Consider the following 25,935-nt stretch of genomic DNA (forward strand, 5'->3'; position numbering starts at 1 on the left):
ATTACCCCTCAGTCCCCTGGGATACCAGCGGTGCGGCACCCGGGTCATTGCTCAACTGGTCGCCAGCCATGATCCGCAGGATCTTGTTGGCGTAGTTCGGGTCGGTGGCGTAACCGGCCTGCTGCAGGCGCTGGGCAAACAGTTCAGGATTCTCAGCCACTTCCAGTACATCGCGGTAACGAGGGTTGTCACCCAGAAACTGCACGTAATCGCGGAAGCTGGCTTCAAAATCGGTGTAACGGCGAAAGGCCGCCTGCTCACTCATCCGCACACCATCACGGTATTCCGAGGTCGTGATATCGACGCTGTCGCCCGCCCAGCGCTGATCCGCCTTGATACCGAACAGGTTAAAGCTGGGCGCGCCGTCAGACGCTTCGATCATGTGACGCCCCCAGCCAGTTTCCAGGGCGGCCTGCGCCACCATCAGACGGGGATCAATGCCGGTTCCGGATGCGGCCCGTTCAGCCAGTGGCAACAGATGGCCAACAAACTGCTCCGGTGATTCGAACGTGGTGGGCAGCGCATCCTGCCCCTCAGTCAGGCTGCTTGCAGGGTGCACAGGCAGTTCGCTGGCCACCTGTTCAACCTCAGCCAGACGTTCTGGCAAGTCCCGGCTCAGGGGCGGCAGACTGCGATCGTAATCGGTAATGCTGCGCAGATTACCGCCATTTTCCCCGGCGGAACCCGACACACCGGGAATCTGACGCCCCAGCTGACGGACCAGCGCCTGCGCCAGCCCCATCCCCTCATTACCGGACATCGTCAGACTCAGCTGGCTATCAAACATGTCCCGATACAGTTTTGACTGTGAGGTGTTGAGGTAATTACCTTCGGCAAACACATCATTAGCCTGGCGCATGGACTTCAGCATTTCAGAGATGAAGATGCCCTCAAATTGCTTGGCAACTTGCTCAAGGGCCGCCTGTTTGTCGCTACGCGCCTGCGTCTTGATCGCATTCAATCCGCTGAATTCGGTATAGACCTGAGCCTGCTGTAACCGGAAATCCTGCATCACATCACCTATATCACGATCAACTGGGCACGAAGTGCCCCGGCCTGCTTGAGCGCTTCAAGAACCGCCATCACATCGCCGGGGGCGGCACCCACCTGGTTCACCGCCTGAACGATGTCATTCAGCGTGGTAGCCGGACCAAACTGGAACATGCGGGCCGGTTCTTCGGTAATCGCTATCTGGGTGTTCTGGGTAATCGCGGTATCGCCGCCCGCGAACGCTCCGGGTTGGCTGACTTCGGGGTTTTCCTCAATGGTCACCGTCAAATTGCCGTGAGTAATGGCCGCCGGGCTCACCTTTACGTTCTGGCCGACAACAATGGTCCCGGTGCGGCTGTTGATCACCACCTTGGCGGCATCTTCCGCAGGGTCCACCTCCAGGTTTTCCAGAATCGACAGGAAACTGACCCGCTGGGAAGGATCCCTCGGAGCCCTGACTGAAACCGAAGTTGCGTCATGGGCATAAGCCATGTCCGGTCCCAATGTGCCATTGACCACCTCAACCACCCGACGGGCGGTGGTGAAATCCGGACGCAGCAGGTTGAAGGTAATGGTGTCGCCCTGCTGGAACGATGAAATGACTTCCCGCTCGATGGTGGCACCGTTCGGGATACGACCCACACTCGGGACATTGACGGTGATTCTTGAACCATCAGCGCCGGAAGCACCAAAACCACCCACCACCAGACTGCCCTGAGCCATGGCATAGACTTGCCCGTCAGCGCCTTTCAGCGGCGTCATCAGAAGGCTTCCGCCACGCAGACTGTCAGCATTACCAATGGACGAAACCGTAATGTCCAGCTCCTGCCCGGGCTTGGCGAACGGCGGCAGAGTCGCATGCACGGTAACCGCGGCCACGTTGGCCAGGTTGGGGTTGGTGCCTTCCGGAATGGTGACCCCAAACTGATTCATCATGTTGCGGAAGGTCTGATTGGTAAACGGCGCTTTGTCACCCGTGCCATCGAGACCAACCACCAGGCCATATCCCACCAACTGGTTGTTGCGGACGCCCTGAATGCGAGCCAGATCCTTGAGGCGATCGGCCAACACCGGGCCGGCAGCCATCATGGCCAGGGAGAACACCACAACCAACGATTTCAGCATGCTCATAGTGGCCACCATTCGCTGTTAAAGAAGCGCGACAGCCAACCCATCTGATTGGCCTGATCAAAATCACCGGTACCGCCGTAGGCGATACGGGCATCGGCAATGCGATTGGAGGCGACCGTGTTATTCGGGGAGATGTCCTGCGGACGCACCATACCGGTCAATCGGATGTACTCGTCACCATTGGTGAGTGAGATCCATTTTTCACCGCGAATTCGCAAGACACCGTTGGACAGCACTTCAATCACACTGACAGTGATACTGCCATCCAGACTATTGCTTTGGTCCGCTTCTGCGGAGCCGTCAAAATCCCGCTCATAATTGGCGCTGGTCACCAAACCCAGGCTGTTGCGGCCAAACAGAACCGGCTCCGGCAACGACAGCTCGCTGTCCTTGGTGATGGAACTCTCGGCTGACTTGCTCGCCTCGGTGGATTCCTGCAGCGTTACGGTGAGAATGTCACCGACGTTGAGCGCAACCGTGTCGCCATAGAAGTTGTAGTTGCGTGCAGACTGATAGATGGAACCGTTATGGACATCCTGGGCCGCCATGGATTGCGCCCGTACCGGCGCGTAGGCGGGGTCGTCCGGCACTGGCCGGGGACGGGTCACCGCGGTACAACCCTGCAACAGCGCGAGCATAAGCACAGCGCCCGCCGCAAGAGTGCCTCTCGGTCGAAACAGGGTGATTGTCGTGGCCTTCATCTCAGTTACCTCTCAAAGCTCTGCAGCTTCCAAACCTCTACTGCGTCACCAGCCCATTAGCGCAATTAGCCAATGTTATTGGTGATGAACTGCAGCATCTCATCGGTGGTGGACACCACTTTTGAGTTCATTTCATAGGCACGCTGGGTGGTGATCATGTTAACCAGTTCCTCCACCACCTCGACGTTGGACGATTCAATGGTGCCTTGCTCAATGGCGCCCAGGCCATTGATGCCGGCCTCACCTTCCTGCGGGTCACCACTGGCATTGGTTTCCCGGAACAGGTTGTTACCAACGGCCTGCAGGCCCTGTGGATTGATAAAGTCCACCAGGGTGATCTGGCCAAGGTTCTGCGGGCTGGCCTGATCATCCACAATGGCTGTTACCGTGCCGTCCTTACCAATGGTCAGGGTGGTGGCGTTGTCCGGTACCGTGATGTTCGGCTCCAGGGTATAGCCATCCGGAGTCACAACCTCGCCGTTGGAGTTGAGCTGGAACTGACCGTCGCGGGTATAGGCGATCGCCCCATCCGGCATCAAGACCTGGAAAAACCCCCGCCCGTTGACCGCCATGTCCAACGGCTGCTCGGTAATCTGCAGGTTACCCTGGGAAAACTGCTTGGCGGTTCCGACCACCCGCACCCCGGTACCAAGCTGGAGGCCGGAGGGCAGCTCCGAGTTCTCGGTATTAAGGCCGCCGGGCTGACGATTGATCTGGTACAACAGATCCTGGAACACCGCCCGGTCGCGTTTGAAGCCGGTGGTATTCACGTTCGCCAGGTTATTGGAGATGGTGGACATGTTGGTGTCCTGGGCACTTAACCCGGTCTTACTAACCCACAGTGCTGGATGCATCTTCTGCTCCTTGCCGGTCAAACTCTGGAAGCGGCCATAAATTGCCGCTTAGCCCTCACCGGCGATGATTCATGATTCGTATCAAAGGTTCTGCAACAGCCGTGCCGCTGCCTCAGAATTGTCGTTCGCGGTTCGCATGATCTTGATCTGCATTTCAAACTGGCGCGAAAGCTCCAGGTTGGCGATCATTTCTTCCACGGCGTTAACGTTGGAACTCTCAAGGAATCCGGTGGCAACCCTGAGATTGCCGTCGACAGGCTCCGCTCCGCCCAGGGCCTGGTCGGCCTTGCGCCGGATGTAGCCATCCTCACCTTTCTCCAGTGCGTCACGCGGCGGGTTGACCAGTTTTAACCGGTCCACCACTACCAGTTGATCCGGTGGACCGCCCACGGGAACGATCGATATCGTGCCGTCGGCGCCAACTTCCACGTTATCGAAAGGAGGCAAAGCCACGGGGCCGCCATTACCGAGTACAAGGTCCCCATTGGCATTACGAAGCAGGCCATTGACGTCGATCTGAAGGCTGCCGGAGCGCGAGAACACTTCCTGTCCCTGGGCATTCTGGATGCTCAGCCAGCCGTCACCTTCAACGGCCACGTCCAGCTTACGGCCGGTGTCCATGAGCGCGCCTGCCGCCAGGTCAGTGCCCGGGCGCTCAGTCATGGCGTAGGCGCGGGTCGGATAATGTTCGCCAAACACCGGCATGCTGCGAGCCTGGGCAAAATCACGCTTGAAGCCCGTGGTGTTAACGTTTGCCAGATTGTTGGCGTGCGCCCGCTGCGACAGCATGTTCTGCTTCGCACCGGACATACCGATGTAGAGTGACTTATCCATAACGGACAACTCCTGCCGGAATTTTGACTGTTAGTAGTCACAATGCAGGAGTCGTGCCATTTATGAACCAGGCAACGAGAGCGCACCCCCGCCCGCCCCGGAGCGCCACCATGTCATGGGGCCCGGGGGAGCGGGAGCGAAGCCGGAACGGCTACTTAGCGGAGGTTGATGATGGTCTGGGTAATCGCATCAGAGGTTTCGATGGTCTTGGCGTTGGCCTGATAGTTTCGCTGGGCGATGATCAGGTTCACCAACTCCTCAGACAGGTCGACGTTGGACTCCTCTACCGAACTCGCCTTGATCGCACCAAGGGTACCGGTGCCGGGCTGCCCCACAATGGGCTGACCGGATTCAAAGGTTTCCACCCAGGACGTTTCGCCCACCGGGCTCAGACCATCCGTGTTGTTGAAGGTCGCCAGAGCGACCTGCCCCAGCGCCTTGGACTGGCCGTTGGTGTAACGGGCAAACAGAACCCCTTCATCAGAGACATCCAGTCCGGACAAACGTCCGGTGGTATAGCCGTTCTGACGCTGGTCGTTGACCCCGAAATCACTGCCGTACTGAGTGGTGTCGGCCAGATTGATCACAAAGGCAGAACTTGTGGGAGGATCCGGAATCGGACTCACCACGGTCACTCCCGGCCCAGGAGGACCGTCAGCCCCGTTGGGAGCGCCACTGGCATCCTTGGGCGTCCAGTCGGTAATCACAATCTCGCCGGAAGGGTCGCCATTGATAGACAGCAGCGTACCGTCCTGATCGAAACGGGCCTGATAGGGACTGATATCCGTACCGCCGACATATTCACCATCGATCTGCAAATAGATTGACCACTGGCTCTGACCAACGCCGTTCCCCGGCGCCGGGTCCTTGACGTAGAACTGGGTCAGTACATGCGGGTTGCCCAAACTGTCGTAGAGCGTTGTCGACGTTGCGTGGTTATAGGTCCGCTGATCAGCCGGATTGAAAGAATTGGTGATCTGCAGGGTACGGCCATCCCAAGCGGTGCCGAAGGTGCCGGTGTCTGAGGCGAGATCGGTGACGCTACGGTCGGCCTGAACCCGGACCGTGCCCAACTGGGTCTGGGGACCAACGGTTGCGGCCGTGTTTGAATAGGTGGTCGTGACCGTATTGCCGCGATTATCGATGATACGCAGCTCACCAGACACAATGGACGCGGACACCGTGGTGGCGGTTGAGTTATTTATGGCATCCACCAGCGAGTTGAGGTCGGTAACACCTGTGGTATCAATAGGTACCGAGACGCCGTCAAGCTCCAGCTGGAAGTCAAACCCACCCACCGCAATGAATGCGTCATCAAGGCCGGTCAGGGTCGTCTCGGTGGTCGCTGACGCACTGACACCGTCCATCTGGCTCAGTACATCAACCACGTCGGCAGCCGATGAACCAGCCGGAATAGACGCATTCTGGGTGGTACCATCGCTGTAGGTGACGGTCACAACTTCTGCCGGAAACGAGGTGCCGCCCACTTCCGCCTGCCCTACATCTGCCAGCACGGACACCTGACTTTCCAGCACCTCTTCCCGGGAATCCAGGTTGACGTCGGTTTCAAGACTGGTGGTCCTGCGTGGCGCCAGGTTGGCGGTATCGATCTGCAGATCACCACGAATACCGGACAGGTTGCCATCGTCATCCGCCTGGTAGCCCTGCACTCGCATATTCTGGTTATTGATCACAAAGCCGTCCACATCAACACCGAACTGACCGGCGCGGGAGTAGCGGATCTCGCCACCGTTACTCAATACAAAGAAGCCGTCACCGTTGATGGCCAGATCCAGGCCATTGTCGGTAAAGCTGATGTTGCCTTGACCAAAGTTCTGCTGAATATCCTGAACCCGGACCCCATCACCGATGGTGTTGTTTCCACCGCTCAGAAAGCCGCTGGCATAAAGGTCACCAAATTCCGCACGGCTGCTCTTGAAGCCGACGGTACTGGCGTTAGCAATGTTGTGACCGGTTACGTCCAGATCCACCGAAGCTGCCCGTAAACCGCTTAGCCCTGTATTAAAAGCCATGTTGCACCTCGTAAATCGTCTCTGGATTAGTTGATCTGGTAGACATCAGACAGTCCGATCGAACCCATATGGGCCAGATTCAGGGTGATCCTGCCTTCACTACCCAACGAAACACTGTCAACGTTGGCGCTGATCAGGGTTCCAAGCTGTTCGGTACCACCGCCATAATTACCCTGGGCGACGATTTCATATTTGCCAGGCGGCAATTGTTCGCCGTTGCCATCCAGACCGTCCCAGCTGAACTTGTGGTAGCCGGCGTCTGCCGCACCCACATCAATCTGATGGACCAGCTCCCCGGCACTATTCTTGATGGAGATGGTCAGGTTCGACGTGGACTGCTGCACCGCGACGCTGCCTGCAATCTCACCGCCTTCGACCAGGCGGCTGGCAGTGCCGGGAACCAGCACCGAACGTCCAACCATGGCAGACGCCTGAAGCGCCTGGGATGAACGGAACTCACCAACCATATCGCCGATGGAATTCGACACTCCCTGCATCTCCTCCAGCGAGCTGAACTGCGCCAGCTGGGAAATGAACTCACCATTGTCCTGGGGTTCCAGAGGGTTCTGGTTCTCCAGCTGTGCCAGCATCAGCTCCAGGAATTCATTCTTCCCGAGTTCACTGTTCTTGCCGGACCCTGTGCTTTGCAGCTGGTACTGACTAAGGACTTCGTTGGTTGTACCGTTAACCGTGCTCATGTTCGCGTTCCTCGATCGGTTACTGCTGGCCCAGGGTCAGGATGCGCTGCATCATGGATTTGGCGGTATTCATGACGTCCACGTTCATCTGGAAACTGCGGGATGACGACATCATGTCCGCCATTTCCTCAACCACATTGACGTTGGGGTAGAACACATAGCCATCTTCATTGGCGGCCGGATGATCCGGTTGGTAGCGCATCTGCAGTTCCGCATCGCTCTCAACAATACCTTCCACCCTTACTCCGGCACCCGGCCCCTGCGCACCACCAAATCCCTGCCCCTGAGCCCCGAGCATTTCCTGCTGGATGGCGGCAAAGACCGGCTTGCGGGCACGATAGGTGCTGTCAACGCTGGAGCTTGCGGTTTCTGCATTGGCGATGTTCGAGGCCGTGGTGTTCAGCCGCAGTGACTGAGCGGTCATTCCGGAACCGGCAATATCGAAAATACTTCCAAGGGACATCACGTCTCTCCTTCTCTTAACCTACCGTATCCGGCTTATTCGCCACGGATCGCCTTCGCGAGGCCGGTAAACTTGCTGTTCAGGAACTGGAAGCTGGCCTGATAGTCCATGGCATTGCGCATGAACCGGGTCTGCTCCTGCTGGGTGTCGACCGTATTGCCATCAATAGAGGGCTGGTCCGGGTTGCGGTACATCACATCGGCATGGCCACCCATGGACGTATCCAGGTGACCTTCATGGGTGCGGGCCATCTGGAGCCCCTGCATTTCTCCCTGAGCCCTGGCCATCACCGCCTGAAAATCCACATCCCTGGCCTTGTAGCCCGGGGTATCCGCATTTGCCAGGTTGTTAGCCAGCACTTCCGCTCGCTGAACCCTGGCCTGCAGAGCCTGCTCGTGGATCCCCAATGCGCTGCTGAAGGTAATTGCCATACCGCCTCCGGAAACTTCGACATTTGCGTCCTGGACGCCTTTTTCTGGATTACAGCAAGACTGGTGCCAGTTTCTCTAAAGTATTCAGAAACGAGGCTGGGAGAGGGATAGAAGGGACTCGGGCAGGACGTCAGGGATCAGAATGACCGGCAAACACAGAAAAAGCGGCAAGAGCTTTCCCCCTGCTACCGGTGCGCAGGGAGATTCAGGGCAATCACATCAACTCAGCAATCGACTGGCGGCCAGGCGGAAACAAAATGCGAGGTCTCAAGGCGAGGCAGGTCCGGCTTCGGGTTTTTGACCGTTCCAACATAGAGGAAACCGGCAATACTCTCGTGCTCTGCCAACCCCAGGCCCGCTTCAACTGACGGGTGGTACGCCATCGGGCCGGTCCGCCACATGCCACCAAAACCTGCCGATTCGAGTGCCAGCAACATATACCCCATCCCCACAGCGGTCGACATGGACTGCTCGATTTCAGGTACCTTGGGGTGCGGCTTTACTGACGTTATACCAACAATGATCATCGGGGCCCGCAGAGGCATCTTCCGCAACTTGTCCCGCTCTGCCTCCGATTCGCCCGTCTGGGCAAACAAACCACCCAGCCGTTCGAGCCCCTCACCTTCAACCACCAGGTAACGCCAGGGGCGCAGCAAGGCATGATCCGGAGCCCTCGCAGCGCACTGGAAAATGCGATCAAGAACCTCTCCATCCGGAGCCGGTGCATCTAGCCTCGGTTCGGAAGAACGATTCAGGATGGCGTGAATAAGGTCGGTCATAGAAAGGGATCCTGGAAGATCAATGGAGTTACCAGTGCCGCGCGGCCCGGATGACGGACAACAAATTGCCAGAATTGTTAACGGCAGGCAATGCTGTTAGTCTTTAGTAGTAGAATAGTCTACCTCATAAAAAACCGAGAACACGGGTAGCGCGTGCATGAGTGATTCCAGGGCTTTCAACAGTTTTGCTGAGTTCTATCCCTATTACCTTGAGGAACACAGCGACCTCACCTGTCGCCGTCTGCATTACCTTGGTAGTTTTCTGGTCCTTGTGGTTGCCGGTTACGCGTTGATCACTGGCCGCCTCGCCCTTTTATGGCTGCTCCCGGTTATTGGCTATGGTTTTGCCTGGCTGGGACACTTCAAGTTCGAAAAGAACCGCCCTGCCACCTTCAAGTACCCCCTGTACAGCCTCATGGGTGATTGGGTCATGTTAAAAGACATGCTGATTGGCCGTATCCGGTTCTGAAATGATGAATGCACCGCTCAAGGTAGCCAAGACGCTGTCTTTTGACAGCAGCAAGCCAGTGGCCATCCCGCCGATGCCCGACTACAACGGTCGTCTGCTTGCCTATACCTCGATGGCCGTCATTCTGGCTACCTGCATTTACCAGTCTGTGGTCCCCAAAGAGCTGTACTGGTTGTTGGCGGGCTGTATCATCTGGCCTCACGTCGTCCATTTCCTGAGCCGGCGAACGCTACTGCGTAAATCCGCCCGCATCCGCCACAAGATGCTGATGCTCGACTCCACCTTCGCGGGTGTTCTGGTTGGCTTTCTAGGACTTGTCGCTATCCCGTCAACCGCCGTTGTGATTACCGTAATGTTCAGCTGCCTGATGGTGGGCGGCGTTCGGCTCTGGGTCACCGGCACGCTCCTGATGGCAACCACAACGGTCCTGAGCTCAGCCTTCCTCGGCACCGCGGAATCCCTCCATACTCCTCTGCTGACCAGCATCGTCTCGGTGGCCGCATCCGGCGTTTACATCTGTATCACTGCCTTTTATTCACATCAGCAGGCCCGCTCGCTGATGCAGGCCAAAACCCAGATCCAGAATCAGCGCGAACAATCCATCGCACTGTCACACAAACTCTCCAAGTACCTGTCACCCCAGGTCTGGCAGTCCATCTTTACGGGTGAGCGGGACGTACGGCTCGAAACCCAGCGCAAGAAGCTCGCTATTTTCTTTTCCGACATCAAGGGCTTTACCGAACTGTCCGAGGAGATGGAACCGGAAGCACTGACTGAACTGCTCAACCACTACTTCAACGAAATGTCTGAAGTGGCCCTCAAATATGGCGGCACCATCGACAAGTTCGTAGGCGACTCGATCATGGTGTTCTTTGGTGACCCAACCAGTCGCGGCGCCCGGGAAGACGCCTTCTCCTGTGTTTCCATGGCCATCGAAATGCGCAAGCACATGAAGATCATGCGGCAGAAGTGGCGCAGCCAGGGCATCAAGACGCCCCTCGAAATCCGCATGGGTATCAGTATGGGCTATACCACGGTCGGTAACTTTGGTGCCGAAAACCGTATGGACTACACCATCATCGGCAAGGAAGTGAACCTTGCCAGCCGCCTCGAGTCCCTGGCGGAACCGGGCGAAATCCTGATCTCCTATGAAACCTTCTCCCTGATCAAGGACAAGATCATGTGCCGGGACAAGGGCGAAATCACCGTGAAAGGGTTTGTCCGCCCGGTCCCGATCTATGAGGTAGTGGACTTCCGCCGTGACATGGGCCCCAACCGGAGCTTTATGGAACACGAACACAGCGGTTTCGCAATGTACCTGGATTCCGACAAGATCACCGAAAAGGAACGCACGTCCATTCTTGCCGCCCTGGAAGACGCGGCAGATCGCCTGCGCCAGGAAGAACTCTGACCCAAGCCCTTCCTTAGACAGCCCCTGGAATGCTTACTGACGGATCAGCCGGACAGACGGGGCGTACCCGGGTTCAGTGCTGCGCCAGGGGTTGATGTCCAGCCCCCCTCTTCTTGTATAACGGGCACAGACCGTCAGCGACTCCGGCTGACAGTGAGTCATGATGTCGGTAAACACCGTTTCCACGCAGTGCTCGTGGAAATCCTGCTTCTGCCGGAACCCCACCACGTACTTCAGCAGGCCAGCCCGGGAAAGGGCCGGCCCGGTGTATTCAACAGTCAGGGTGCCCCAGTCAGGCTGACCGGTGACCGGGCAGTTACTTTTCAGCAGATGGGAGCAGAGCTTTTCAGTGATGACCGGGCCATCCACGCTCAGGCATGACGCATCGTAGTCGTAGCTCACGGCATCGACCGGCTCATCGTCGATCAGGATAAAGCCTTCCGGCCGGCCAGTGGCCACACCACTCTCATCGACACTGTGCAGGCGCGCCGTTACCGCAGCACCGCAAGCACTTGAGAGATCCCGCTCCACCACCTCAAGCATCTGTTCCGGGGTGGAAAAGACGCTCTGATTGAGCGAGTTCAGGTACAGTTTCCAGGACTTGGACTCGATCAGAGAAGGCGACGCCGCCGGAACACGGAATTCAATCCAGGCCACCGCTGGCACCCCGGACGGACGCAACCAGGACACTTCCCAGGCCTGCCAGAGATCCTCGCCAAACCAGGGCCAGCGACCGTCAGAAAGACCAATCCGGCGACGGTTGTCATCGCGGGGTACCGGAAACAGCAGCTCCGGGCTGTAGCTATCAGGATACTCGCTGTTCTTCCCCAGGGGAGCGTTGTGCAGACCCATGTTCAAACCTCAAATCAAACAGAAAAAACGTCTGGCCGAAATGGCAACGTCAATGACGAATGCCTTTGCCACGCTTGAGCATGTTCAGTGCGACCACTGCCAGTATCACGATAAACACCAGAATCATCAGCAACGACATCGTCACATCCACGTCTGACACGCCCAGAATGCCATAACGGAACGCATTCACCATATAGAGAATCGGGTTCACCATCGACACACCCTGCCAGAACTCCGGCAGTAACTGGATCGAGTAGAACACCCCACCCAGATAGGTCAGCGGTGTCAGTACAAAGGTGGGCACGATGGAGATATCGTCAAACTTGGTCGCCAGCATGGCGTTGATGAAGCCCCCCAACGAAAACAGCGCCGAGGTCAGGACGATGGTCAGCGCCATCACCGGCAGGTGATGGATCTCCAGCCGGGTAAAGACCAGCGACACCAGGGTGACAATAATACCAATCCCCAACCCACGAGCCATGCCGCCCGTTACGTAACCCGCGAGAATCACCCAGTGCGGAACCGGAGACACCAGAAGCTCTTCGATGCTGCGCTGAAACTTCATGGAAAAGAACGAAGACACCACATTGGCGTACGAATTGGTAATGACCGACATCATGATCAGCCCCGGCACGATGTAGGACATATAATCGAAGCCCCCCATCTCACCGATCCGCGATCCGATCAGGTTGCCGAAAATAATGAAATACAGCGTCATGGTCACGGCGGGGGGCAGCAGGGTTTGTGCCCAGATACGCATAAACCTGCGCACCTCGCGAATAACAATGGTCAGAAATGCAGTCCAGATAGCTGAGAGCGTCACTTTCCTTCCTCCCCGGCCTGCTCGCTGTTTTCCTCAACCATACGGATAAACAGCTCCTCCAGGCGATTGGCCTTGGTTCTCATACTCATCACCCGGATACCCCGGGCTTCCAGCTGTACAAACACTTCGTTGAGGCTGCGTGATTTCTCGACATCCACTTCCAGCGCGCCCTCCCCCGTAACGCGGACAGAAAACCCTTCCAGCGCAGGCGGCTCAGCAAGAGGCTCGCTCACATCAAGCACAAACGTTTCCAGATGCAACTGCTGGAGAAGCTCTCGTTTGCTGGTGTGGCGGAGAATCTGGCCATGGTCAATGATCGCGATGTTGCGGCACAGCGCTTCCGCCTCTTCCAGATAATGGGTGGTCAGGATGATCGTGGTGCCCTGGCGGTTCATCTCCTCCAGAAACGCCCACATGGAGCGCCGCAGTTCGATATCAACACCCGCGGTCGGTTCATCGAGAATCAACAGGCCCGGCTCATGGACCAGTGCGCGGGCGATCATCAGCCGTCGCTTCATCCCGCCAGACAACATCCGGGCCGGCGTATCACGTTTGTCCCAGAGTCCGAGCTTGCGCAGATATTTCTCGGCCGCCTTGCTGGCCTGGCGCAGGGGGATGCCGTAGTAACCCGCCTGGGTGGTGACGATATCCTGTACTTTCTCAAACTGATTGAAGTTGAATTCCTGGGGAACCACGCCGAGATTCAGTTTCGCCGCCGACAGATCGGTATCGATGTCATGACCAAACACCCTCACGGAACCGCCGCTTTTATTCACCAGAGAACTCACAATCCCCAGCGTGGTGGATTTGCCGGCTCCGTTAGGCCCAAGCAAGGCAAAGAAATCGCCCTGCTCGACACGGAGATCAATTCCCTTCAGTGCTTCAAAACCATCATCATAGGTCTTGGTAAGCCCCTGAATTTCAAGTGCATCGGTCATAGCGATTCCTGACGTAAAGGATTGGCAGGCGGGTTAAGGCAGGTAAAAGCACCCAGCCTCAATAGGTGGTGTTGTCCAGCGACTTTTTCAAGGCTTATGCCCCGCAATCAGCAACATGGTCTGACCAGACCTGTCCGGCCGCGCCTCCTGAATCCGCAAGAAAAGGCCAATGGGCGAAACTGCGACCGGCTTCCCGATAAGCGCCCGGCTGGGTCCCTATAATGCCAGTTACAACAACTTACAATGCGGCCAATGATACGGCCAGGCCAGTGTCTCCTCACTATGAAACAGTACCTATTGAGCAAGAAACCGTACCGATTCCATACAAAGCCGCTGCTCCTCTGCCTGTTTTCCGGCCTGATGTCCGGCTGCCTGGGTGAAAGCGAAGGCTCTGATGGCAACAGCCACAGCCAGGGGCAACTGCTGCCCAGCGGGATCTCGGGCTTGAGCTACCAGACCGCCAGCACCACCGGGACCACCGACGCAAACGGGCGGTTCGACTACTATGAAGGTGAGACCCTTCAGTTCAGCGTAGGTGATCTTTTGCTCACAACCGGCGTACCCGCTGATGAGATGATTACCCCGCTGGAGTTCTTTGATGAGCTTCGCAGCCAGCTTGAAACCTCTCCGGTCAATTCGGAGGGGCTGCTCGACCATCGCCTCACGGAGCAGGCCCTGCTTGAAGACCCAACCCTGATCAACATGACCCGCTTTCTGATGGCCCTGAACTGGCAGGATTCCATCCAGGAAGGAGAAGGCATCGAGATCCGGCAACGGGTGATCGACCAGCTCAATGCCGCCCTGCCAACCCTGGAACAGGGCATCGACTTTTCCGTTGGTCCGGTCACCTTTGCCGCCGTTGGTCTCAACCCCTCACCCGCCAACATCCTTCTGGGTAAGATCTGCTTCTACGATGACATCGACGAGCGCTGTCAGGAACCTCCGACGCAGGAACAGATTGACCTCGCCCCCGAACGTCCGATCAACGAAGAAGACATTGATCCGGACACCGTCTACCGGGAAGACCTGATCTCCAAGCGCGACCGCATTGTTAATTCACGGCGGGATCTCACCCGTTTCTCGGTGGAGAAGGCAGAAGACTTCCTGACCCGGGAGCTGGATGAAATCACCCGCCTGTTCGCCAACCGCTATTACCTGGATTCCGAAACCGCCTCCCACCCCGCAACGGATACCGCCATTCACAGCATCCATGTCCGTCAGATCGGTTCCGCGCCGACCTTGGATGCAATGGAAGCCGTAAGCCTGCGGGACAGCGAAGTGACGATCCATGCCTACGACTGGCAAAGTGCCACTGTGGAGTACTTCGTTACTGGAGAGTCCGGGGGAGAGTCTGATCTGTTGATCAACTTCCGTCCGCAGGAGAGTTACCGCTGGATCAAGAAACAGTTACGGGTGATCATCCGCTGATCACCCGTCTGCAATAGCGAAAATGACCGGGTTAGCGACTGATCAACCGGGTCAGCCGCCACTTGGCTTCGGCGCCGGTGACGTCGTAGTAGCTCGGGTTCAAGCCTTCCACGCCGTGCGGCAGACAACCTTCCACCACCAGATGGTCCCCGCTGCCAGGATTAGCGTTGTATTCCGCCAGATTAATCACCTTGGCGGACTTCAGTGGCTTCTTGTTGCAATCGGTCATTACCATGACCTTCGGCAGCAACCGCCGCTCCGCAGAATGGGATACGACCACGCCACACTGACCGTCTGACAGCTCTACCAGAGTGCCCACGGGATAGATGCCAATGGATTGGATAAATGCCTCGACCAGGTCTTCCTGGTACTCAATATTGCGCACGTCATACAGATAGCTGACCGCCTGAGCGGGCGTCATCGGAATGCAACCTTCCCGGGGTTCAATCAGGGTTTCGTAACAATCCACCAGGCCGGCAATCTTCGCCAGCAGCGGAATCCGGTCTCCACGGATACCCGCAGGGAAGCCGGTACCGTTATGGCGTTCCCGATGGTTTTGCACAATGCTGATGACCGCCCGGGACAATCCCGACTCAGCAAGACTCGCCACCCCCTTGTCCACATAAGTGCGGTAAAGGTCAAAATCGTCGGCAGACAGGTTATGCTCATTGCGAACCAGCTCCACAGGCAATTCCGCCTTACCAACCTGCGCCAGCAGACAGCCCATGGCGAGGTGGTTCAGCAGACCCGGCTCAAGCCCCATATGACGGCCACACACCAGCCCCCAGACCGCCACGTTCAGCGCGTGCTGGTAGGTGTAGTCATCATGCTCCCGTACGCGGCTAAGCCACAGCATCGCATCGGGATTGCGAATCACGCTCTCTGTCATTCTCTCAACAGGACCGCTCAACGCCTGGAGGTCAACACCTTCGCCGGATCGAACGCTTCTCATCACGTGCGCGTAGGCGGCTTCTACATCCCGGAGCACCTTGCCGCCAACCTTGACTTCCTTGTGGAAGCTGGACGTTTCGACATAGTGCACGACATTACGGATGCTGATCGGAGGGAGTTCAAGGGTCTGCTGGGCAGACGTCGCACGTCGGCGACGGAAAACCACCGCAGGCGTATCCGCCTGAAACTCGGAAAGATCGCGGACTTCTGCCACGTCGACCATGACCCAGCGGCAGTGGGAAGCCACCGCATCGATGTCATCCTTGCTACGGATGTAAAAACCCTGAATAGGAAATGGCGTCTGGTGCCATGGCCGGTCAAGGTCAGACACAAACATGCCAATTTCCAGATTCTGTGACGGGACTTTCTTCTGTGCGACGCCCACCGGTTCACCCCTGCTACTGCAAAAAACTATTGATGATGGTTCCCATTCTGCCCGCTCCAGCGCCAGAGTCCATTACAGAATGGCAGCGTTTGGTTACCTGATTCGCGATTGACGTTACCAAAGTTGCCATCAGGATACAGAATGTAGCAATGTGACCCAGCTCACATATTGGACAGGATTCCGATCCGCTTATTGCTCACAGATACTGTCATCCAGATCCGGCAACCGCCCTGCCAAAGCCCCCCGAGGGGCCTTACGGACGTCGATCACATACGGCACCGGTGAGGCGCGGAGGTAGTCCACATTCTCGGTTTCACCCTCGACCATCCGCTCAGTTTCGCCGGGATGGCAGAATACCTGCAGCTCAATTCGCCCTCCAAGATCGGCCACGCGACGGCTGTCAGGCCCAGCGACAACCTCCATACAAACAGCCTCACTTCCCGCCGGACGATCATCCAGCCGATCCATACCGGCTTCGCCACAGGCACGTATACCATCGCCACAGGCTCCCCGGTTCCTGGTATGAGATGCATCGGTGAGGCGCCAGCGACGCTCACTGCATTGGGTCACCACAGAAATGGGGGTTGCCTTGTCTTCAAACCATAACCACTGCGGATACTCGGCTGACTGCCAGCTGACCCGCACCTGTCTCGGTTCGCCACTGGCATTCGCAGCCGGAAACACCCCGTAATGACTGTAATAGGAGGCGCAGCCGGCCATCAGGCCGGGCAAGGCAAGAGCCAGGCAGCGGCTGGCCCGGGCAATGGTAGTCACACAATCAAACACGCCTGAATGTACTCCCTTCATCCGTTAGACTGTCGGGCCTTCCCGGCCAACTCAGACGTCTGCAAATTGAAGCCCATAGCCATCAACGCATTGCCGCACCACGATCATTTCCCGAATCGGCGCAGGTACCGGCAGCCCCTGAACCTGGACTTTTACACAGTCACCAACGTCGAGGACATAATCTGAACCCGTCACCACGATGAATACCCCACCATCAGATATATCCCGGGTGGAGAAAATCACGCTACCCAAACGGGCATGTTCGACCAGCACCCTGGCACTCAACGCTGTTCTGAGATGATCTCTTCGATTATGTGCATCCATGAGGGCAAAGTCCTACTACGTCCCTGATGTCAGTCAATATATAGGTCATTCGAGCATAGCATTGTTCTAACAGAAAATAGCGGACACAGTTGTCACTTACACAAACAGTTGACAGCCGCACTAATTGTAATGAGAATGGTTGGCGTTTGGATTTGAGTTTTAGTCTCGTATACAACACACGCCGACTTCAGGAAGGTTTACCACCATGCAATTCAAGCTCATCGCATCTACGACATTGGCGCTTGCCGTATCCACTGCCAGCTTTACAGCCCACGCAGCGGATGAGGTCAACATCTATTCCTACCGCCAGGCCTACCTCCTTGAGCCCCTGCTGGACGCTTTCACCGAAGAAACTGGCATTCAGACCAACGTCGTTTTTGCCCGTAACGGGCTGGCAGAGCGGCTGGAACGCGAAGGCATGAACAGCCCCGCCGACGTAGTGATGACCGTCGATATTTCCCGCCTCAACGATCTGGTGGAACGTGACCTGACCCAGAGCCTTCAGAACGACGAGCTGGAACAGAACATTCCTGAAAACCTGCGCCACCCGGATGGCAAGTGGTTTGCCCTGACCACCCGTGGCCGCATGATCTACGCGTCGGTTGACCGGGTAGAGGAAGGCGAGATCACCACGTACGAAGATCTCGCCAAGCCCGAATGGGAAGGCCGTATCTGCACCCGTAGCGGCAAGCACCCTTACAACATCGCCCTGTTTTCTTCGATGATTGCCCACCACGGCGAGCAGGAAGCCGAACAGTGGCTGGCTGGCCTGAAAAACAACCTCGCCCGCAAGCCTCAGGGTGGCGACCGCGACCAGATCAAAGCCATTGCCGAGGGCGTCTGTGATATTTCCCTGGGTAACAGCTACTACTACGGCAAGATGCTGGAAGACGAAAACCAGCGTGAAGCGGCCGAGGCGGTACGTGTTGTATTCCCTAATGCTGAGGGCCGTGGCACACACATCAACATCAGCGGTATTGCGCTGACCAATAGCGCACCCAACCGCGACAACGCCATTCGTTTGATGGAGTTCCTGTCTCAGGATCGCGCTCAGCAGATTTACGCCGGGGCCAACACCGAGTACCCGGCCAATCCGAACGTGGAGCCTTCCGGCCTGGTCGCCAGCTGGGGTGAGCTGAATCCGGATGCGCTGTCTCTGCAGACCATTGCTGAAAACCGTGAAGCCGCCGTACGGATGGTTGATCGGGTCGATTACGACAACTAAGCCGGTCAATAGAATCAGAGTCGCAGGCCTTGTATCCTGCGACTCTGAAAAGGCCTTCTTTAAGCGTCAGCCATTGCAGTCATTACAAGCTCTGACTAAACTCCCGTTCTTTTAGCCGTAAGGACGACCATGAGCGAGCAACCCGCTATCAGCGCTGATTTTCCGTACCATCAGCCGATGCTGGCCAGACGCACGTCCAAGCGATGGCTGCTGTCTGCCATCCTGACCACGGCGATCGTTGCCCTCCCCATTCTGTCTGTTCTGTATCTGGCGTTCTTTCCGGACGAAAACATCTGGCCGCACCTGGTCGATACCACCCTGCCCCGCTACCTGACGACCACCTTGAAACTGATGGCCGGAGTCACGGTGCTGACGGTGACCATTGGCATTATTTCCGCCTGGGTCATCACCATGTGCAACTTCCCCGGGCGCCGCTTCTTTGAATGGGCGATGCTGCTGCCCTTTGCAGTCCCGGCGTATGTGATTGCCTACGTCTACACCAGCCTGCTCGATTATGCCGGCCCGGTTCAGGGGGCCCTGCGGGATCTGTTTGGCTGGTCCAGCGCACAGGATTACTGGTTCCCGGAAATTCGCAGTCTGGAGGGCGCTACCCTCATGCTAGGGCTGGTGCTGTACCCTTACGTATACCTGCTCGCCAGGGCTGCGTTCCTGGAGCAGTCACCGTCCCTGTTCGCGGTCAGCCGCAGCCTGGGCCACTCCGCGATGAGCACGTTCTTTCGGGTGGTGCTACCCATTGCCCGGCCCGCCCTCGCCGTTGGCCTGTCCCTGGTGTTGATGGAAACCCTCAACGATTTCGGTACCGTCGACTTTTTCGCGGTACAGACGCTGACCGCAGGGCTGTTTGACACCTGGATGAACCTCGGTAACCTGGGTGGCGCCGCGCAGATCGCCACCACCATGCTGACCTTTGTGGTGATTCTGGTCACACTGGAGCGTTACTCACGACGCAAGCAGACCCAGTTTGCCGCGCGGGACAACCGCAACCCCATTACCCGCTTCAACCTGTCCCGGCCCTTGCAGATGCTGTGCCTGCTGGCCTGTTCCATGCCGGTACTGCTGGGGTTCGTGATTCCCGCTCTGACTCTCGCCAATTATGCCTGGGAGTATTTCGACGTCAGCTGGAACCCCACCTTCATCCGCAACACCGTGAACAGTCTGCTGCTCTCAGGAACCGCCGCGCTGACTACCCTGATCATCGGTGTAACGCTGGCCTATAGCCGCCGTCTGCACGATACCCGCGGCATGCAGGTACTGATGCGCCTCTCAAGCCTCGGCTATGCCATGCCCGGCGCCGTGCTGGCCGTGGGGGTCATTATTCCGCTGGCTGGTTTTGATAACTGGCTGGATGCCCTGATGCGCAGCACCTTGGGTGTGAGCACCGGTCTGCTGCTGAGTGGAACGACCTTCGCTCTCGTCTTCGCCTACACCGTCCGGTTCCTGGCCGTGTCTGCCGGCAGCGTGGAAAGTGCGCTGCAGAAGGTTACTCCGAGCATGGATATGGCGTCCCGCTCGCTGGGCCACACCCCGACCGGCACCCTGGTGAAGATCCATCTGCCGATGCTGCGGGGAACCCTGCTGACCGCCGCCCTGGTGGTCTTTGTGGACTGCATGAAAGAACTGCCGGCCACGCTGATCCTGCGGCCGTTCAATTTTGAAACCCTGGCCACCTATGTATACCAGTTTGCCTCCGACGAGCAGCTTGCCCACAGTGCCCTGCCCGCACTGATCATTGTCGTCGCCGGTATTGTGCCCATCATTCTGATGAGCCGCTCCATCGGAAATACCCGCAGCGTGGCCTGAGTATCAGGCCACCGGACGCGCATCCTGAACCACGAACCGCCCCTCGAAGGTTGCCAGGGCATTGCCCTCCGGTGTGCCGTCCTGAGCCGTCGCGTAAACCTCGGCGGTCACCATCAGACGCCCCTTGCCGTGACGTTGCAGACTTTTTTGCAGACGCGCCAATTCGTGTTCCGGGGGAAGCTGGCCCACCGCCTTGAAATCACCGGCGACCGGCCCTGAGTAAGTCATCCCGCCGCTCTGCACCACCACATTGCCCACCAGACCAAAATCCGCCAGCTTGAGCTCAACGCTCCCCCACGCCGCGACCACGGCCACCGAATAAAGACTGCCGCCAAACCCGGTGCCCTGATGATTGTGGTTAGGCTCGAGCGGGGCGCTGACCACCAGTCTCTGGCCATCGTAGTGCTCGGCCCTGACGCCCAGAGCCCGCGTCAGGGGAATCGTGTCGTTAATGCGGTTCTGGAACTGCGCTAAATCCATGGTTGTTCTCCTCAGTCGCCCCCAGTGTAACCGCCATCTGGCGGGCGCCCAATACACCGTTGGTCGGTCAGGAAAAGCCACAAAAAAAGGGCCTGGAAATCCAGACCCTTTTCGACTTCCGCTGGAGCGGAGTTACTGCCAGATCACCGGTTGACGCTTGGCGTACCAACTATCGAGATCAACCTTGTAGGCATCCTCGACCACGTTACGCTTGAGCTTCATGGTCGGCGTAAGGAAGTCGTTCTCAATGCTCCACTCATCCCGAACCACAGTAATGAACTGCAGTTGCTCGTGGGGATCCACCGTCTGGTTCACTTCCTTAAGCAGGGACGAGAAGCTGCTCTCCAGTTCCTTACGATAGTTCTCATCCGACTTACGCCGATTCGCCTCCTCAGACAGCATCACCAGACAATGGGGCTGGGGGTAGTTCTCGCCCGATACGCAGACCATTTCAATATCAGGATGGCTCATCAGCTTGTTCTCGATGGGCGCCGGAGCCACGTACTTGCCCTTGCTGGTCTTGAAGATTTCCTTGATGCGCCCGGTCAGTTTCAGGCGACCCTGCTCGTCAATCTCGCCCTTGTCACCGGTCTTGAGGAAGCCATCGTCGGTCATGGTTTCGCGGGTTTTTTCTTCATCCTTGTAGTAACCCATCATAGTGGCAGGGCTGCGCACCAGCACCTCACCCTGTTCACTGATCTTCACCTCAACTCCCGGCAGCCCCTCACCCACGTAACCTGTGCGGGCACGCCCGGGCTTGGTCATGTGTGAATAAGCAAAGTTCTCCGACATGCCATAGCCTTCCAGCAGCTCCAGGCCAAGACCCCGATACCACTCCAGAATATCGTGTGACAGAGGTGCCGAACCGCTGCCGGCAAACTTCACGTATTGCAGACCCAGGTTGGTCAGGATCTTCTTCTTGATCACCCGGTTCAGCAGCGGCACCCGCATCAGCCTGGCCAGCTTCTGCTTTGGCATCTTCTCGAAGACACCGTGCTGGAACTTGGTCCAGATCCTCGGCACGGCCAGGAACAGGGTCGGCTGGGCCCGCCGCAGGTCGGTAACAAAGGTATCGAGGGATTCAGCAAAGAACAGCTGGAAGCCCTTGTTCATGGACCCGAGTTCCACCACGAAACGCTCGAAAACGTGGGACAGCGGCAGGTAAGACAGCATCCGTTCGTTCGGCCCAATGTCCAGGGCCGCCACGCCACCAGTTGCGGCATACGCCATGCTTTCAAAACTCAGCATGACCCCCTTGGGCTTGCCGGTACTGCCAGAGGTGTAAACAATGGTCGCCATCTCCTTGGGATCGCGGCTGACGTTTTCCTCCAGGGGCGGATACTTGGCGATAATGTCGTCCCAGGTCTTGTAGTCGTTGGGCGGGCTCAGGGGATAGGAAATACACGGAAGATCGTCAGGTACGCCAGCTTTCATCGTGTCCCAATCGTCCAGCTTGCCCACGAACAGCACTTCGCACCCGCTGTGATCAAGGATATAGCGCACCGTCTCGGCATTCAGCGTCGGGTAAAGCGGCACGGAAACATGGCCGGCCATCCAGATCGCCCAGTCAGACATGATCCACTGGGCACAGTTCTTGGACAGAATCCCGATACGACTCTTCTCTGGCAGGTTCAGGGATTTCAGATAAGCGGCCATGCGGCGCGCCTCGCCTACGGCACGACGCCAGGTGAACTCGGTCACCTGGCCGTTGCCCATCGGCTGGGTCAGATAGATGGATTCAGCACGGGCCGTTTCCCAGTGGTATACCAGCTCAAGGGGAAGTTTATGTTGAGTGTCCATGACGCTTCCTTGTTATGTTATTTTTGATTACGGATGACCGTCTAAACAGCGGTCTTGACCGCTTTTCAGATCCTATAGACTTTCGTCGAACATTTCACCACAGGCCATTGAGTTAAAACGTGACGCAATCGCAACTATATTGGCCCCACCCGACCCAACGCTGAGATTGGTCAATACGGTAAATCCCCCATGCCGGTTCCGGCCCGATGGCTCACCCCGCAACAGCCAACCCCGAAATGCTGTGATAAACTTGAACGCTTTATAACCTTAAAAACTGACTCCAGGAGACCCGGCATATGGCCAAGCGGAACTTCCGTACCCTTATTGGCGCAGCCGTCATGGCGGCCGCTGGTCTGGTCCACGCAGACCAGAAAGTGGTGGCGATTACCCAGATTGTCGAGCACCCGGCGCTTGACGCCGTTTATCAGGGCGTCAGGGACGAACTTGGTGAGCGCGGCTATACCGATGGTGAAAACCTGCAGATCATGCACGAAAGCGCGCAGGGCAATGCCGCCATTGCCAGCCAGATCGCCCGCAAATTTGTCGGCGAAAGCCCGGATGTCATTGTGGCCATCGCCACCCCCTCCGCCCAGACTGTTGCCGCCGCCGCCCGTGAATTGCCGGTGGTGTTTGCCGCCGTCACCGACCCGGTGGGTGCCAAGCTGGTCAGCAACCTGGAGCAACCGGGCGCCAACATTACCGGTGTGACCGACATGCTGCCCATCGACCGCCATATCGACCTGTTGCAGTCCATCATGCCGGATGCGCGCCGCATCGGTACCGTTTATAACCCGGGCGAAGCCAACGCCGTCTCCCTGGTTGAACTGCTCGAAGAACGCCTGGCCGCCCGCGGCCTGGAACTGGTGAAGGCGCCAGCCACCAAGACCTCCGAGGTTCTCGGTGCCGCCCGCTCCCTGGTGGGCAAGGCCGACGCCATCTACCTCACCACCGACAACACCGTAATCAGTGCCGCTGAAGCCGTGGTCTCAGTAGGCGAGCGGGCCAAGATTCCGGTCTTTGCTGCCGACACAGCCACCGTCAGCCGTGGCGCAGTCGCCGCTCTGGGCTTTGACTACTACGATCACGGTCGCCAGACCGGCGTGCTGGTTGCCAATATTCTTGAAGGCGCCAACCCCGGCGATATCGCTGTCGAGAGCGTTGACCGCCTCAACCTGTTCGTCAATCCGGCCGCAGCCGAGCGCATGGGCATAACCCTGTCCGACGAGCTGGTCAGCTCCGCTCAGGAAGTGGTATCCGATAATCCTTAATACGCCAAACCCGACGGGCCGGCCTCACAAGGGCTGGCCCGGAACCCTCTCACAGCGAATACCTACCCATGCTCAGTGAAATTGCTCTGTACGGCGCCATTGAAACCGGCCTCATTTACGGTCTGGTCGCTTTCGGCATCTATATCTCATTCCGGGTGCTGGATTTTCCAGACCTCACGGTAGACGGCAGCTTTCCCCTTGGCGCCGCCGTTGCCGCCATCCTGATCATCGACGGGGTCAACCCCTGGCTGGCCACCGGCGCCGCCATTCTGGCCGGTATGGCCGCAGGTGCGGTGACCGCACTGTTGAACGTCAAGCTCAAGATTCTCAACCTGTTGGCCTCGATCCTAACCATGATCGCGCTGTATTCCGTCAATCTGCGGATTATGGGTCGGCCGAATGTGGCCCTGCTGACCGAAGAGACCGTACTGACACCCTGGTATGACGTGGGGCTCGCCTTCCACCAGGTACCGGTGGTGCTGTTTGCCATCGTCGCCGTGGTCTGCCTGATCCTGCTATGGCGCTTTATGAAATCCGAAACCGGTCTGGCCATGCGGGCCACCGGCGCCAACGCCCGTATGGCCAGAGCCCAGGGCATTGCCACTGGCGCCATGGTGGTGCTGGGCGTCGCCCTGTCCAACGGACTGGTTGGCATGGCCGGCGCCCTGTTCGCCCAGAGCCAGGGCGCGGCGGACGTCACCATGGGGGTTGGCGTCATCGTGATTGGTCTGGCGTCGCTGATTGGCGGCGAGGCGATGATTACACCGTCCACGGTCTTCCGCGCCCTGCTTGCCTGTGTGGTCGGTGCCATTCTCTACCGTCTGGCCATTGCCCTGGCGCTCAACGCCAACTTCATGGGACTCCAGGCTCAGGACCTGAACCTGATCACCGCGGTACTGGTCACCCTGGCCATCGTATTGCCGGGTGTTCGCAGTTCGGTCGTTTCCCGCCTTTCCCGCAACAAGGCCTGACGGAGGTTAACCATGATCAGTGCAAGCGACCTCAAACTGACCTTTGGAAAAGGTACACCGCTGGAAAACCCGGCCTTGCGGGGCATGAGCCTTACCGTCAACCAGGGTGAATTTGTCACCGTAATTGGCAGTAACGGCGCAGGAAAGTCCACGTTCCTCAACGCCCTCGCCGGTGAGGTCATGGTGGACAGCGGTACCATCATTGTCGACAACCAGGACGTCACCAGGCTGCCCACCCACCGCCGCGCCCAGCGCGTCGCCCGGGTATTCCAGGATCCACTGGCGGGCACCTGTGAAGGACTCACCATCGAGGAAAACCTGGCGCTGGCCATCAAACGGGGACAGCGCCGGGGACTCACCTCCGCGGTCAAGGCTCGTTACCTGGACCAGTTCCGCAGCAGCCTTGCCACCCTCAAGCTCGGGCTGGAAAATCGTCTTGGCGACAAGATGGGCCTGTTGTCCGGCGGGCAGCGTCAGGCCGTCAGCCTGCTGATGGCCAGCCTGACCCCTTCCGCCATTCTGTTGCTGGACGAGCACACCGCCGCCCTTGACCCCAAGACCGCGGACTTTGTGCTGGAACTGACCCAGAGCATCATCGCCGAGCAGAAGCTCACCGCACTGATGGTCACTCACAGCATGAAACAGGCACTGGATGTGGGAAGCCGCACCGTCATGCTGCACCAGGGCCAGGTGGTGTTCGATATTGCCGGCGATGAACGCGAAGGTCTGGAAGTGAAAGACCTGCTGGGCCTGTTCGAACAACAGCGTGGCCTGCAGCTCGACGACGACAGCCTGCTGCTGGGCTGATTATTGGCTATCCCGGTCAGGGGCCTCCTTGCCCCTGTCCCTGTCCCTGTCCCTGTCCCTGTCCCTGTCCCACTGGCCACATTGCCCTCACACACATCGCGCGGCAAGGCCACCGAACTTCGTGCCGAAAAATCCGCCTGAATGCCCCTTATGCCATTGACAATCCGACGCCCTGTTTTGGCCCGGTTTCGTCATATACGCACTTGTATCGACCATTTTTCATACACAAGATGTAGTGTCTGTTTCAACATTTTCCGCAACCCTTAGTGGCGCCTGACTTTT

General features: G+C 57.9%; 26 protein-coding genes. 8 read left to right on the forward strand and 18 right to left on the reverse strand.

The window, feature by feature from the left end:
• Position 1: 1 nt before the first annotated feature.
• The 10 genes from flgJ to BLV11_RS14755 form a co-directional block, all read right to left on the reverse strand.
• A complete protein-coding gene (flgJ, locus tag BLV11_RS14710; protein WP_091816164.1) occupies positions 2–1,012 on the reverse strand; it encodes a flagellar assembly peptidoglycan hydrolase FlgJ in 1,011 nt (336 codons plus the stop codon).
• 8 nt (positions 1,013–1,020) lie between these two features.
• Positions 1,021–2,121 carry a flagellar basal body P-ring protein FlgI gene (locus BLV11_RS14715; RefSeq protein WP_091816169.1) on the reverse strand — a complete coding sequence of 367 codons (1,101 nt, stop codon included), beginning with the start codon at positions 2,119–2,121 and terminating at the stop codon, positions 1,021–1,023.
• Positions 2,118–2,822 carry a flagellar basal body L-ring protein FlgH gene (gene flgH / locus BLV11_RS14720; protein ID WP_091816172.1) on the reverse strand — a complete coding sequence of 235 codons (705 nt, stop codon included), beginning with the start codon at positions 2,820–2,822 and terminating at the stop codon, positions 2,118–2,120. The genes BLV11_RS14715 and flgH overlap by 4 nt, the downstream gene beginning before the upstream one ends.
• Positions 2,823–2,887: 65 nt before the next feature.
• On the reverse strand, positions 2,888–3,676 hold the full coding sequence (gene flgG, locus BLV11_RS14725) for a flagellar basal-body rod protein FlgG (RefSeq protein WP_091816177.1): 789 nt from the start codon (positions 3,674–3,676) through the stop codon (positions 2,888–2,890).
• Positions 3,677–3,757: 81 nt separating this feature from the next.
• Complete coding sequence (locus tag BLV11_RS14730; protein ID WP_091816180.1) at positions 3,758–4,510, reverse strand: flagellar basal body rod protein FlgF; 753 nt, start codon at positions 4,508–4,510, stop codon at positions 3,758–3,760.
• Between the two features lie 155 nt (positions 4,511–4,665).
• Positions 4,666–6,543: a flagellar hook protein FlgE gene (locus tag BLV11_RS14735; RefSeq protein WP_091816187.1), complete on the reverse strand. Its 1,878-nt coding sequence runs from the start codon at positions 6,541–6,543 to the stop codon at positions 4,666–4,668.
• Positions 6,544–6,569: 26 nt separating this feature from the next.
• Positions 6,570–7,241: a flagellar hook assembly protein FlgD gene (locus BLV11_RS14740; RefSeq protein WP_091816191.1), complete on the reverse strand. Its 672-nt coding sequence runs from the start codon at positions 7,239–7,241 to the stop codon at positions 6,570–6,572.
• 19 nt (positions 7,242–7,260) lie between these two features.
• Positions 7,261–7,704: a flagellar basal body rod protein FlgC gene (flgC, locus tag BLV11_RS14745; RefSeq protein ID WP_091816195.1), complete on the reverse strand. Its 444-nt coding sequence runs from the start codon at positions 7,702–7,704 to the stop codon at positions 7,261–7,263.
• Between the two features lie 35 nt (positions 7,705–7,739).
• On the reverse strand, positions 7,740–8,135 hold the full coding sequence (flgB, locus tag BLV11_RS14750; RefSeq protein WP_091816199.1) for a flagellar basal body rod protein FlgB: 396 nt from the start codon (positions 8,133–8,135) through the stop codon (positions 7,740–7,742).
• Positions 8,136–8,359: 224 nt separating this feature from the next.
• Positions 8,360–8,914, reverse strand: coding sequence for a nitroreductase family protein (locus tag BLV11_RS14755; RefSeq protein WP_091816201.1), 555 nt, complete (start codon positions 8,912–8,914; stop codon positions 8,360–8,362).
• Between the two features lie 157 nt (positions 8,915–9,071).
• Between BLV11_RS14755 and BLV11_RS14760 the strand changes: the two genes are divergently transcribed.
• Together BLV11_RS14760 and BLV11_RS14765 are read left to right on the forward strand one after the other, a co-directional pair.
• Positions 9,072–9,383, forward strand: coding sequence for an Mpo1-like protein (locus tag BLV11_RS14760; RefSeq protein ID WP_091816204.1), 312 nt, complete (start codon positions 9,072–9,074; stop codon positions 9,381–9,383).
• Positions 9,384–9,387: 4 nt separating this feature from the next.
• Positions 9,388–10,794, forward strand: a complete 1,407-nt coding sequence (locus BLV11_RS14765) for an adenylate/guanylate cyclase domain-containing protein (protein ID WP_175528366.1) — start codon at positions 9,388–9,390, stop codon at positions 10,792–10,794.
• A 33-nt stretch (positions 10,795–10,827) separates the two neighbouring features.
• Here BLV11_RS14765 and queF read toward each other — a convergent pair whose 3' ends face one another.
• The 3 genes from queF to BLV11_RS14780 are packed head-to-tail and all read right to left on the reverse strand — an operon-like array spanning position 10,828 to position 13,407.
• The gene (gene queF, locus BLV11_RS14770; RefSeq protein WP_091816212.1) at positions 10,828–11,646 is read right to left on the reverse strand and encodes an NADPH-dependent 7-cyano-7-deazaguanine reductase QueF; all 819 of its coding nucleotides are present in this window, start codon (positions 11,644–11,646) and stop codon (positions 10,828–10,830) included.
• Positions 11,647–11,695: 49 nt separating this feature from the next.
• Positions 11,696–12,469 carry an ABC transporter permease gene (locus tag BLV11_RS14775; protein WP_091816215.1) on the reverse strand — a complete coding sequence of 258 codons (774 nt, stop codon included), beginning with the start codon at positions 12,467–12,469 and terminating at the stop codon, positions 11,696–11,698.
• On the reverse strand, positions 12,466–13,407 hold the full coding sequence (locus tag BLV11_RS14780; protein WP_091816218.1) for an ABC transporter ATP-binding protein: 942 nt from the start codon (positions 13,405–13,407) through the stop codon (positions 12,466–12,468). The genes BLV11_RS14775 and BLV11_RS14780 overlap by 4 nt, the downstream gene beginning before the upstream one ends.
• 297 nt (positions 13,408–13,704) lie before the next feature.
• Here BLV11_RS14780 and BLV11_RS14785 point away from each other — a divergent pair, with 297 nt between their 5' ends.
• Complete coding sequence (locus BLV11_RS14785) at positions 13,705–14,835, forward strand: organic solvent ABC transporter permease (protein WP_245726045.1); 1,131 nt, start codon at positions 13,705–13,707, stop codon at positions 14,833–14,835.
• Positions 14,836–14,866: 31 nt separating this feature from the next.
• On the opposite strand, the gene BLV11_RS14790 is transcribed toward BLV11_RS14785, so the two are convergent.
• The 3 genes from BLV11_RS14790 to BLV11_RS14800 form a co-directional block, all read right to left on the reverse strand.
• Positions 14,867–16,171: an HD-GYP domain-containing protein gene (locus BLV11_RS14790; protein ID WP_091816222.1), complete on the reverse strand. Its 1,305-nt coding sequence runs from the start codon at positions 16,169–16,171 to the stop codon at positions 14,867–14,869.
• A gap of 189 nt (positions 16,172–16,360) precedes the next feature.
• Positions 16,361–16,945: a hypothetical protein gene (locus BLV11_RS14795; protein WP_245726047.1), complete on the reverse strand. Its 585-nt coding sequence runs from the start codon at positions 16,943–16,945 to the stop codon at positions 16,361–16,363.
• A gap of 63 nt (positions 16,946–17,008) precedes the next feature.
• Positions 17,009–17,281 (reverse strand): PilZ domain-containing protein, encoded by a 273-nt coding sequence (locus BLV11_RS14800; RefSeq protein ID WP_091816229.1) that lies wholly within the window; start codon positions 17,279–17,281, stop codon positions 17,009–17,011.
• Positions 17,282–17,486: 205 nt separating this feature from the next.
• On the opposite strand from BLV11_RS14800, the gene BLV11_RS14805 reads away from it, so the two are divergent.
• Entirely contained in the window at positions 17,487–18,506 is a 1,020-nt protein-coding gene (locus BLV11_RS14805; protein WP_091816231.1) for a Fe(3+) ABC transporter substrate-binding protein, read from the forward strand.
• 129 nt (positions 18,507–18,635) lie between these two features.
• Positions 18,636–20,327: an ABC transporter permease gene (locus tag BLV11_RS14810; protein ID WP_091816234.1), complete on the forward strand. Its 1,692-nt coding sequence runs from the start codon at positions 18,636–18,638 to the stop codon at positions 20,325–20,327.
• Between the two features lie 3 nt (positions 20,328–20,330).
• Here the strand turns inward: BLV11_RS14810 and BLV11_RS14815 are convergent, their stop codons facing one another.
• Together BLV11_RS14815 and BLV11_RS14820 are read right to left on the reverse strand one after the other, a co-directional pair.
• On the reverse strand, positions 20,331–20,807 hold the full coding sequence (locus BLV11_RS14815) for a YiiD C-terminal domain-containing protein (protein WP_091816237.1): 477 nt from the start codon (positions 20,805–20,807) through the stop codon (positions 20,331–20,333).
• 132 nt (positions 20,808–20,939) lie between these two features.
• Positions 20,940–22,607, reverse strand: a complete 1,668-nt coding sequence (locus BLV11_RS14820; protein WP_091816240.1) for an AMP-binding protein — start codon at positions 22,605–22,607, stop codon at positions 20,940–20,942.
• 296 nt (positions 22,608–22,903) lie between these two features.
• On the opposite strand from BLV11_RS14820, the gene BLV11_RS14825 reads away from it, so the two are divergent.
• From BLV11_RS14825 to BLV11_RS14835, 3 genes are all read left to right on the forward strand, one after another.
• The gene (locus BLV11_RS14825; RefSeq protein WP_091816243.1) at positions 22,904–23,875 is read left to right on the forward strand and encodes an ABC transporter substrate-binding protein; all 972 of its coding nucleotides are present in this window, start codon (positions 22,904–22,906) and stop codon (positions 23,873–23,875) included.
• Positions 23,876–23,943: 68 nt separating this feature from the next.
• A complete protein-coding gene (locus BLV11_RS14830) occupies positions 23,944–24,846 on the forward strand; it encodes an ABC transporter permease (protein ID WP_091816247.1) in 903 nt (300 codons plus the stop codon).
• Between the two features lie 12 nt (positions 24,847–24,858).
• Complete coding sequence (locus tag BLV11_RS14835; RefSeq protein WP_091816250.1) at positions 24,859–25,653, forward strand: ABC transporter ATP-binding protein; 795 nt, start codon at positions 24,859–24,861, stop codon at positions 25,651–25,653.
• Positions 25,654–25,935: the final 282 nt, after the last annotated feature.

Origin of the sequence: Marinobacter mobilis (assembly GCF_900106945.1) — a bacterium.
Taxonomy (GTDB): domain Bacteria; phylum Pseudomonadota; class Gammaproteobacteria; order Pseudomonadales; family Oleiphilaceae; genus Marinobacter; species Marinobacter mobilis.

What these genes read in the sequence shown, in the direction of transcription:
- BLV11_RS14810 (WP_091816234.1), top strand. Translation starts at nt 18,636, where the DNA reads ATGAGCGAGCAACCCGCTATCAGCGCTGATTTTCCGTACCATCAGCCG.
- BLV11_RS14780 (WP_091816218.1), bottom strand. Translation starts at nt 13,407, where the DNA reads ATGACCGATGCACTTGAAATTCAGGGGCTTACCAAGACCTATGATGAT.
- BLV11_RS14805 (WP_091816231.1), top strand. Translation starts at nt 17,487, where the DNA reads ATGCAATTCAAGCTCATCGCATCTACGACATTGGCGCTTGCCGTATCC.
- BLV11_RS14730 (WP_091816180.1), bottom strand. Translation starts at nt 4,510, where the DNA reads ATGGATAAGTCACTCTACATCGGTATGTCCGGTGCGAAGCAGAACATG.
- queF (WP_091816212.1), bottom strand. Translation starts at nt 11,646, where the DNA reads ATGGGTCTGCACAACGCTCCCCTGGGGAAGAACAGCGAGTATCCTGAT.
- BLV11_RS14735 (WP_091816187.1), bottom strand. Translation starts at nt 6,543, where the DNA reads ATGGCTTTTAATACAGGGCTAAGCGGTTTACGGGCAGCTTCGGTGGAT.
- BLV11_RS14740 (WP_091816191.1), bottom strand. Translation starts at nt 7,241, where the DNA reads ATGAGCACGGTTAACGGTACAACCAACGAAGTCCTTAGTCAGTACCAG.
- flgH (WP_091816172.1), bottom strand. Translation starts at nt 2,822, where the DNA reads ATGAAGGCCACGACAATCACCCTGTTTCGACCGAGAGGCACTCTTGCG.
- BLV11_RS14835 (WP_091816250.1), top strand. Translation starts at nt 24,859, where the DNA reads ATGATCAGTGCAAGCGACCTCAAACTGACCTTTGGAAAAGGTACACCG.
- BLV11_RS14815 (WP_091816237.1), bottom strand. Translation starts at nt 20,807, where the DNA reads ATGGATTTAGCGCAGTTCCAGAACCGCATTAACGACACGATTCCCCTG.
- BLV11_RS14760 (WP_091816204.1), top strand. Translation starts at nt 9,072, where the DNA reads ATGAGTGATTCCAGGGCTTTCAACAGTTTTGCTGAGTTCTATCCCTAT.
- BLV11_RS14715 (WP_091816169.1), bottom strand. Translation starts at nt 2,121, where the DNA reads ATGAGCATGCTGAAATCGTTGGTTGTGGTGTTCTCCCTGGCCATGATG.
- BLV11_RS14800 (WP_091816229.1), bottom strand. Translation starts at nt 17,281, where the DNA reads ATGGATGCACATAATCGAAGAGATCATCTCAGAACAGCGTTGAGTGCC.
- BLV11_RS14820 (WP_091816240.1), bottom strand. Translation starts at nt 22,607, where the DNA reads ATGGACACTCAACATAAACTTCCCCTTGAGCTGGTATACCACTGGGAA.
- flgB (WP_091816199.1), bottom strand. Translation starts at nt 8,135, where the DNA reads ATGGCAATTACCTTCAGCAGCGCATTGGGGATCCACGAGCAGGCTCTG.
- BLV11_RS14755 (WP_091816201.1), bottom strand. Translation starts at nt 8,914, where the DNA reads ATGACCGACCTTATTCACGCCATCCTGAATCGTTCTTCCGAACCGAGG.
- flgC (WP_091816195.1), bottom strand. Translation starts at nt 7,704, where the DNA reads ATGTCCCTTGGAAGTATTTTCGATATTGCCGGTTCCGGAATGACCGCT.
- BLV11_RS14765 (WP_175528366.1), top strand. Translation starts at nt 9,388, where the DNA reads ATGAATGCACCGCTCAAGGTAGCCAAGACGCTGTCTTTTGACAGCAGC.
- BLV11_RS14830 (WP_091816247.1), top strand. Translation starts at nt 23,944, where the DNA reads ATGCTCAGTGAAATTGCTCTGTACGGCGCCATTGAAACCGGCCTCATT.
- flgG (WP_091816177.1), bottom strand. Translation starts at nt 3,676, where the DNA reads ATGCATCCAGCACTGTGGGTTAGTAAGACCGGGTTAAGTGCCCAGGAC.
- flgJ (WP_091816164.1), bottom strand. Translation starts at nt 1,012, where the DNA reads ATGCAGGATTTCCGGTTACAGCAGGCTCAGGTCTATACCGAATTCAGC.
- BLV11_RS14825 (WP_091816243.1), top strand. Translation starts at nt 22,904, where the DNA reads ATGGCCAAGCGGAACTTCCGTACCCTTATTGGCGCAGCCGTCATGGCG.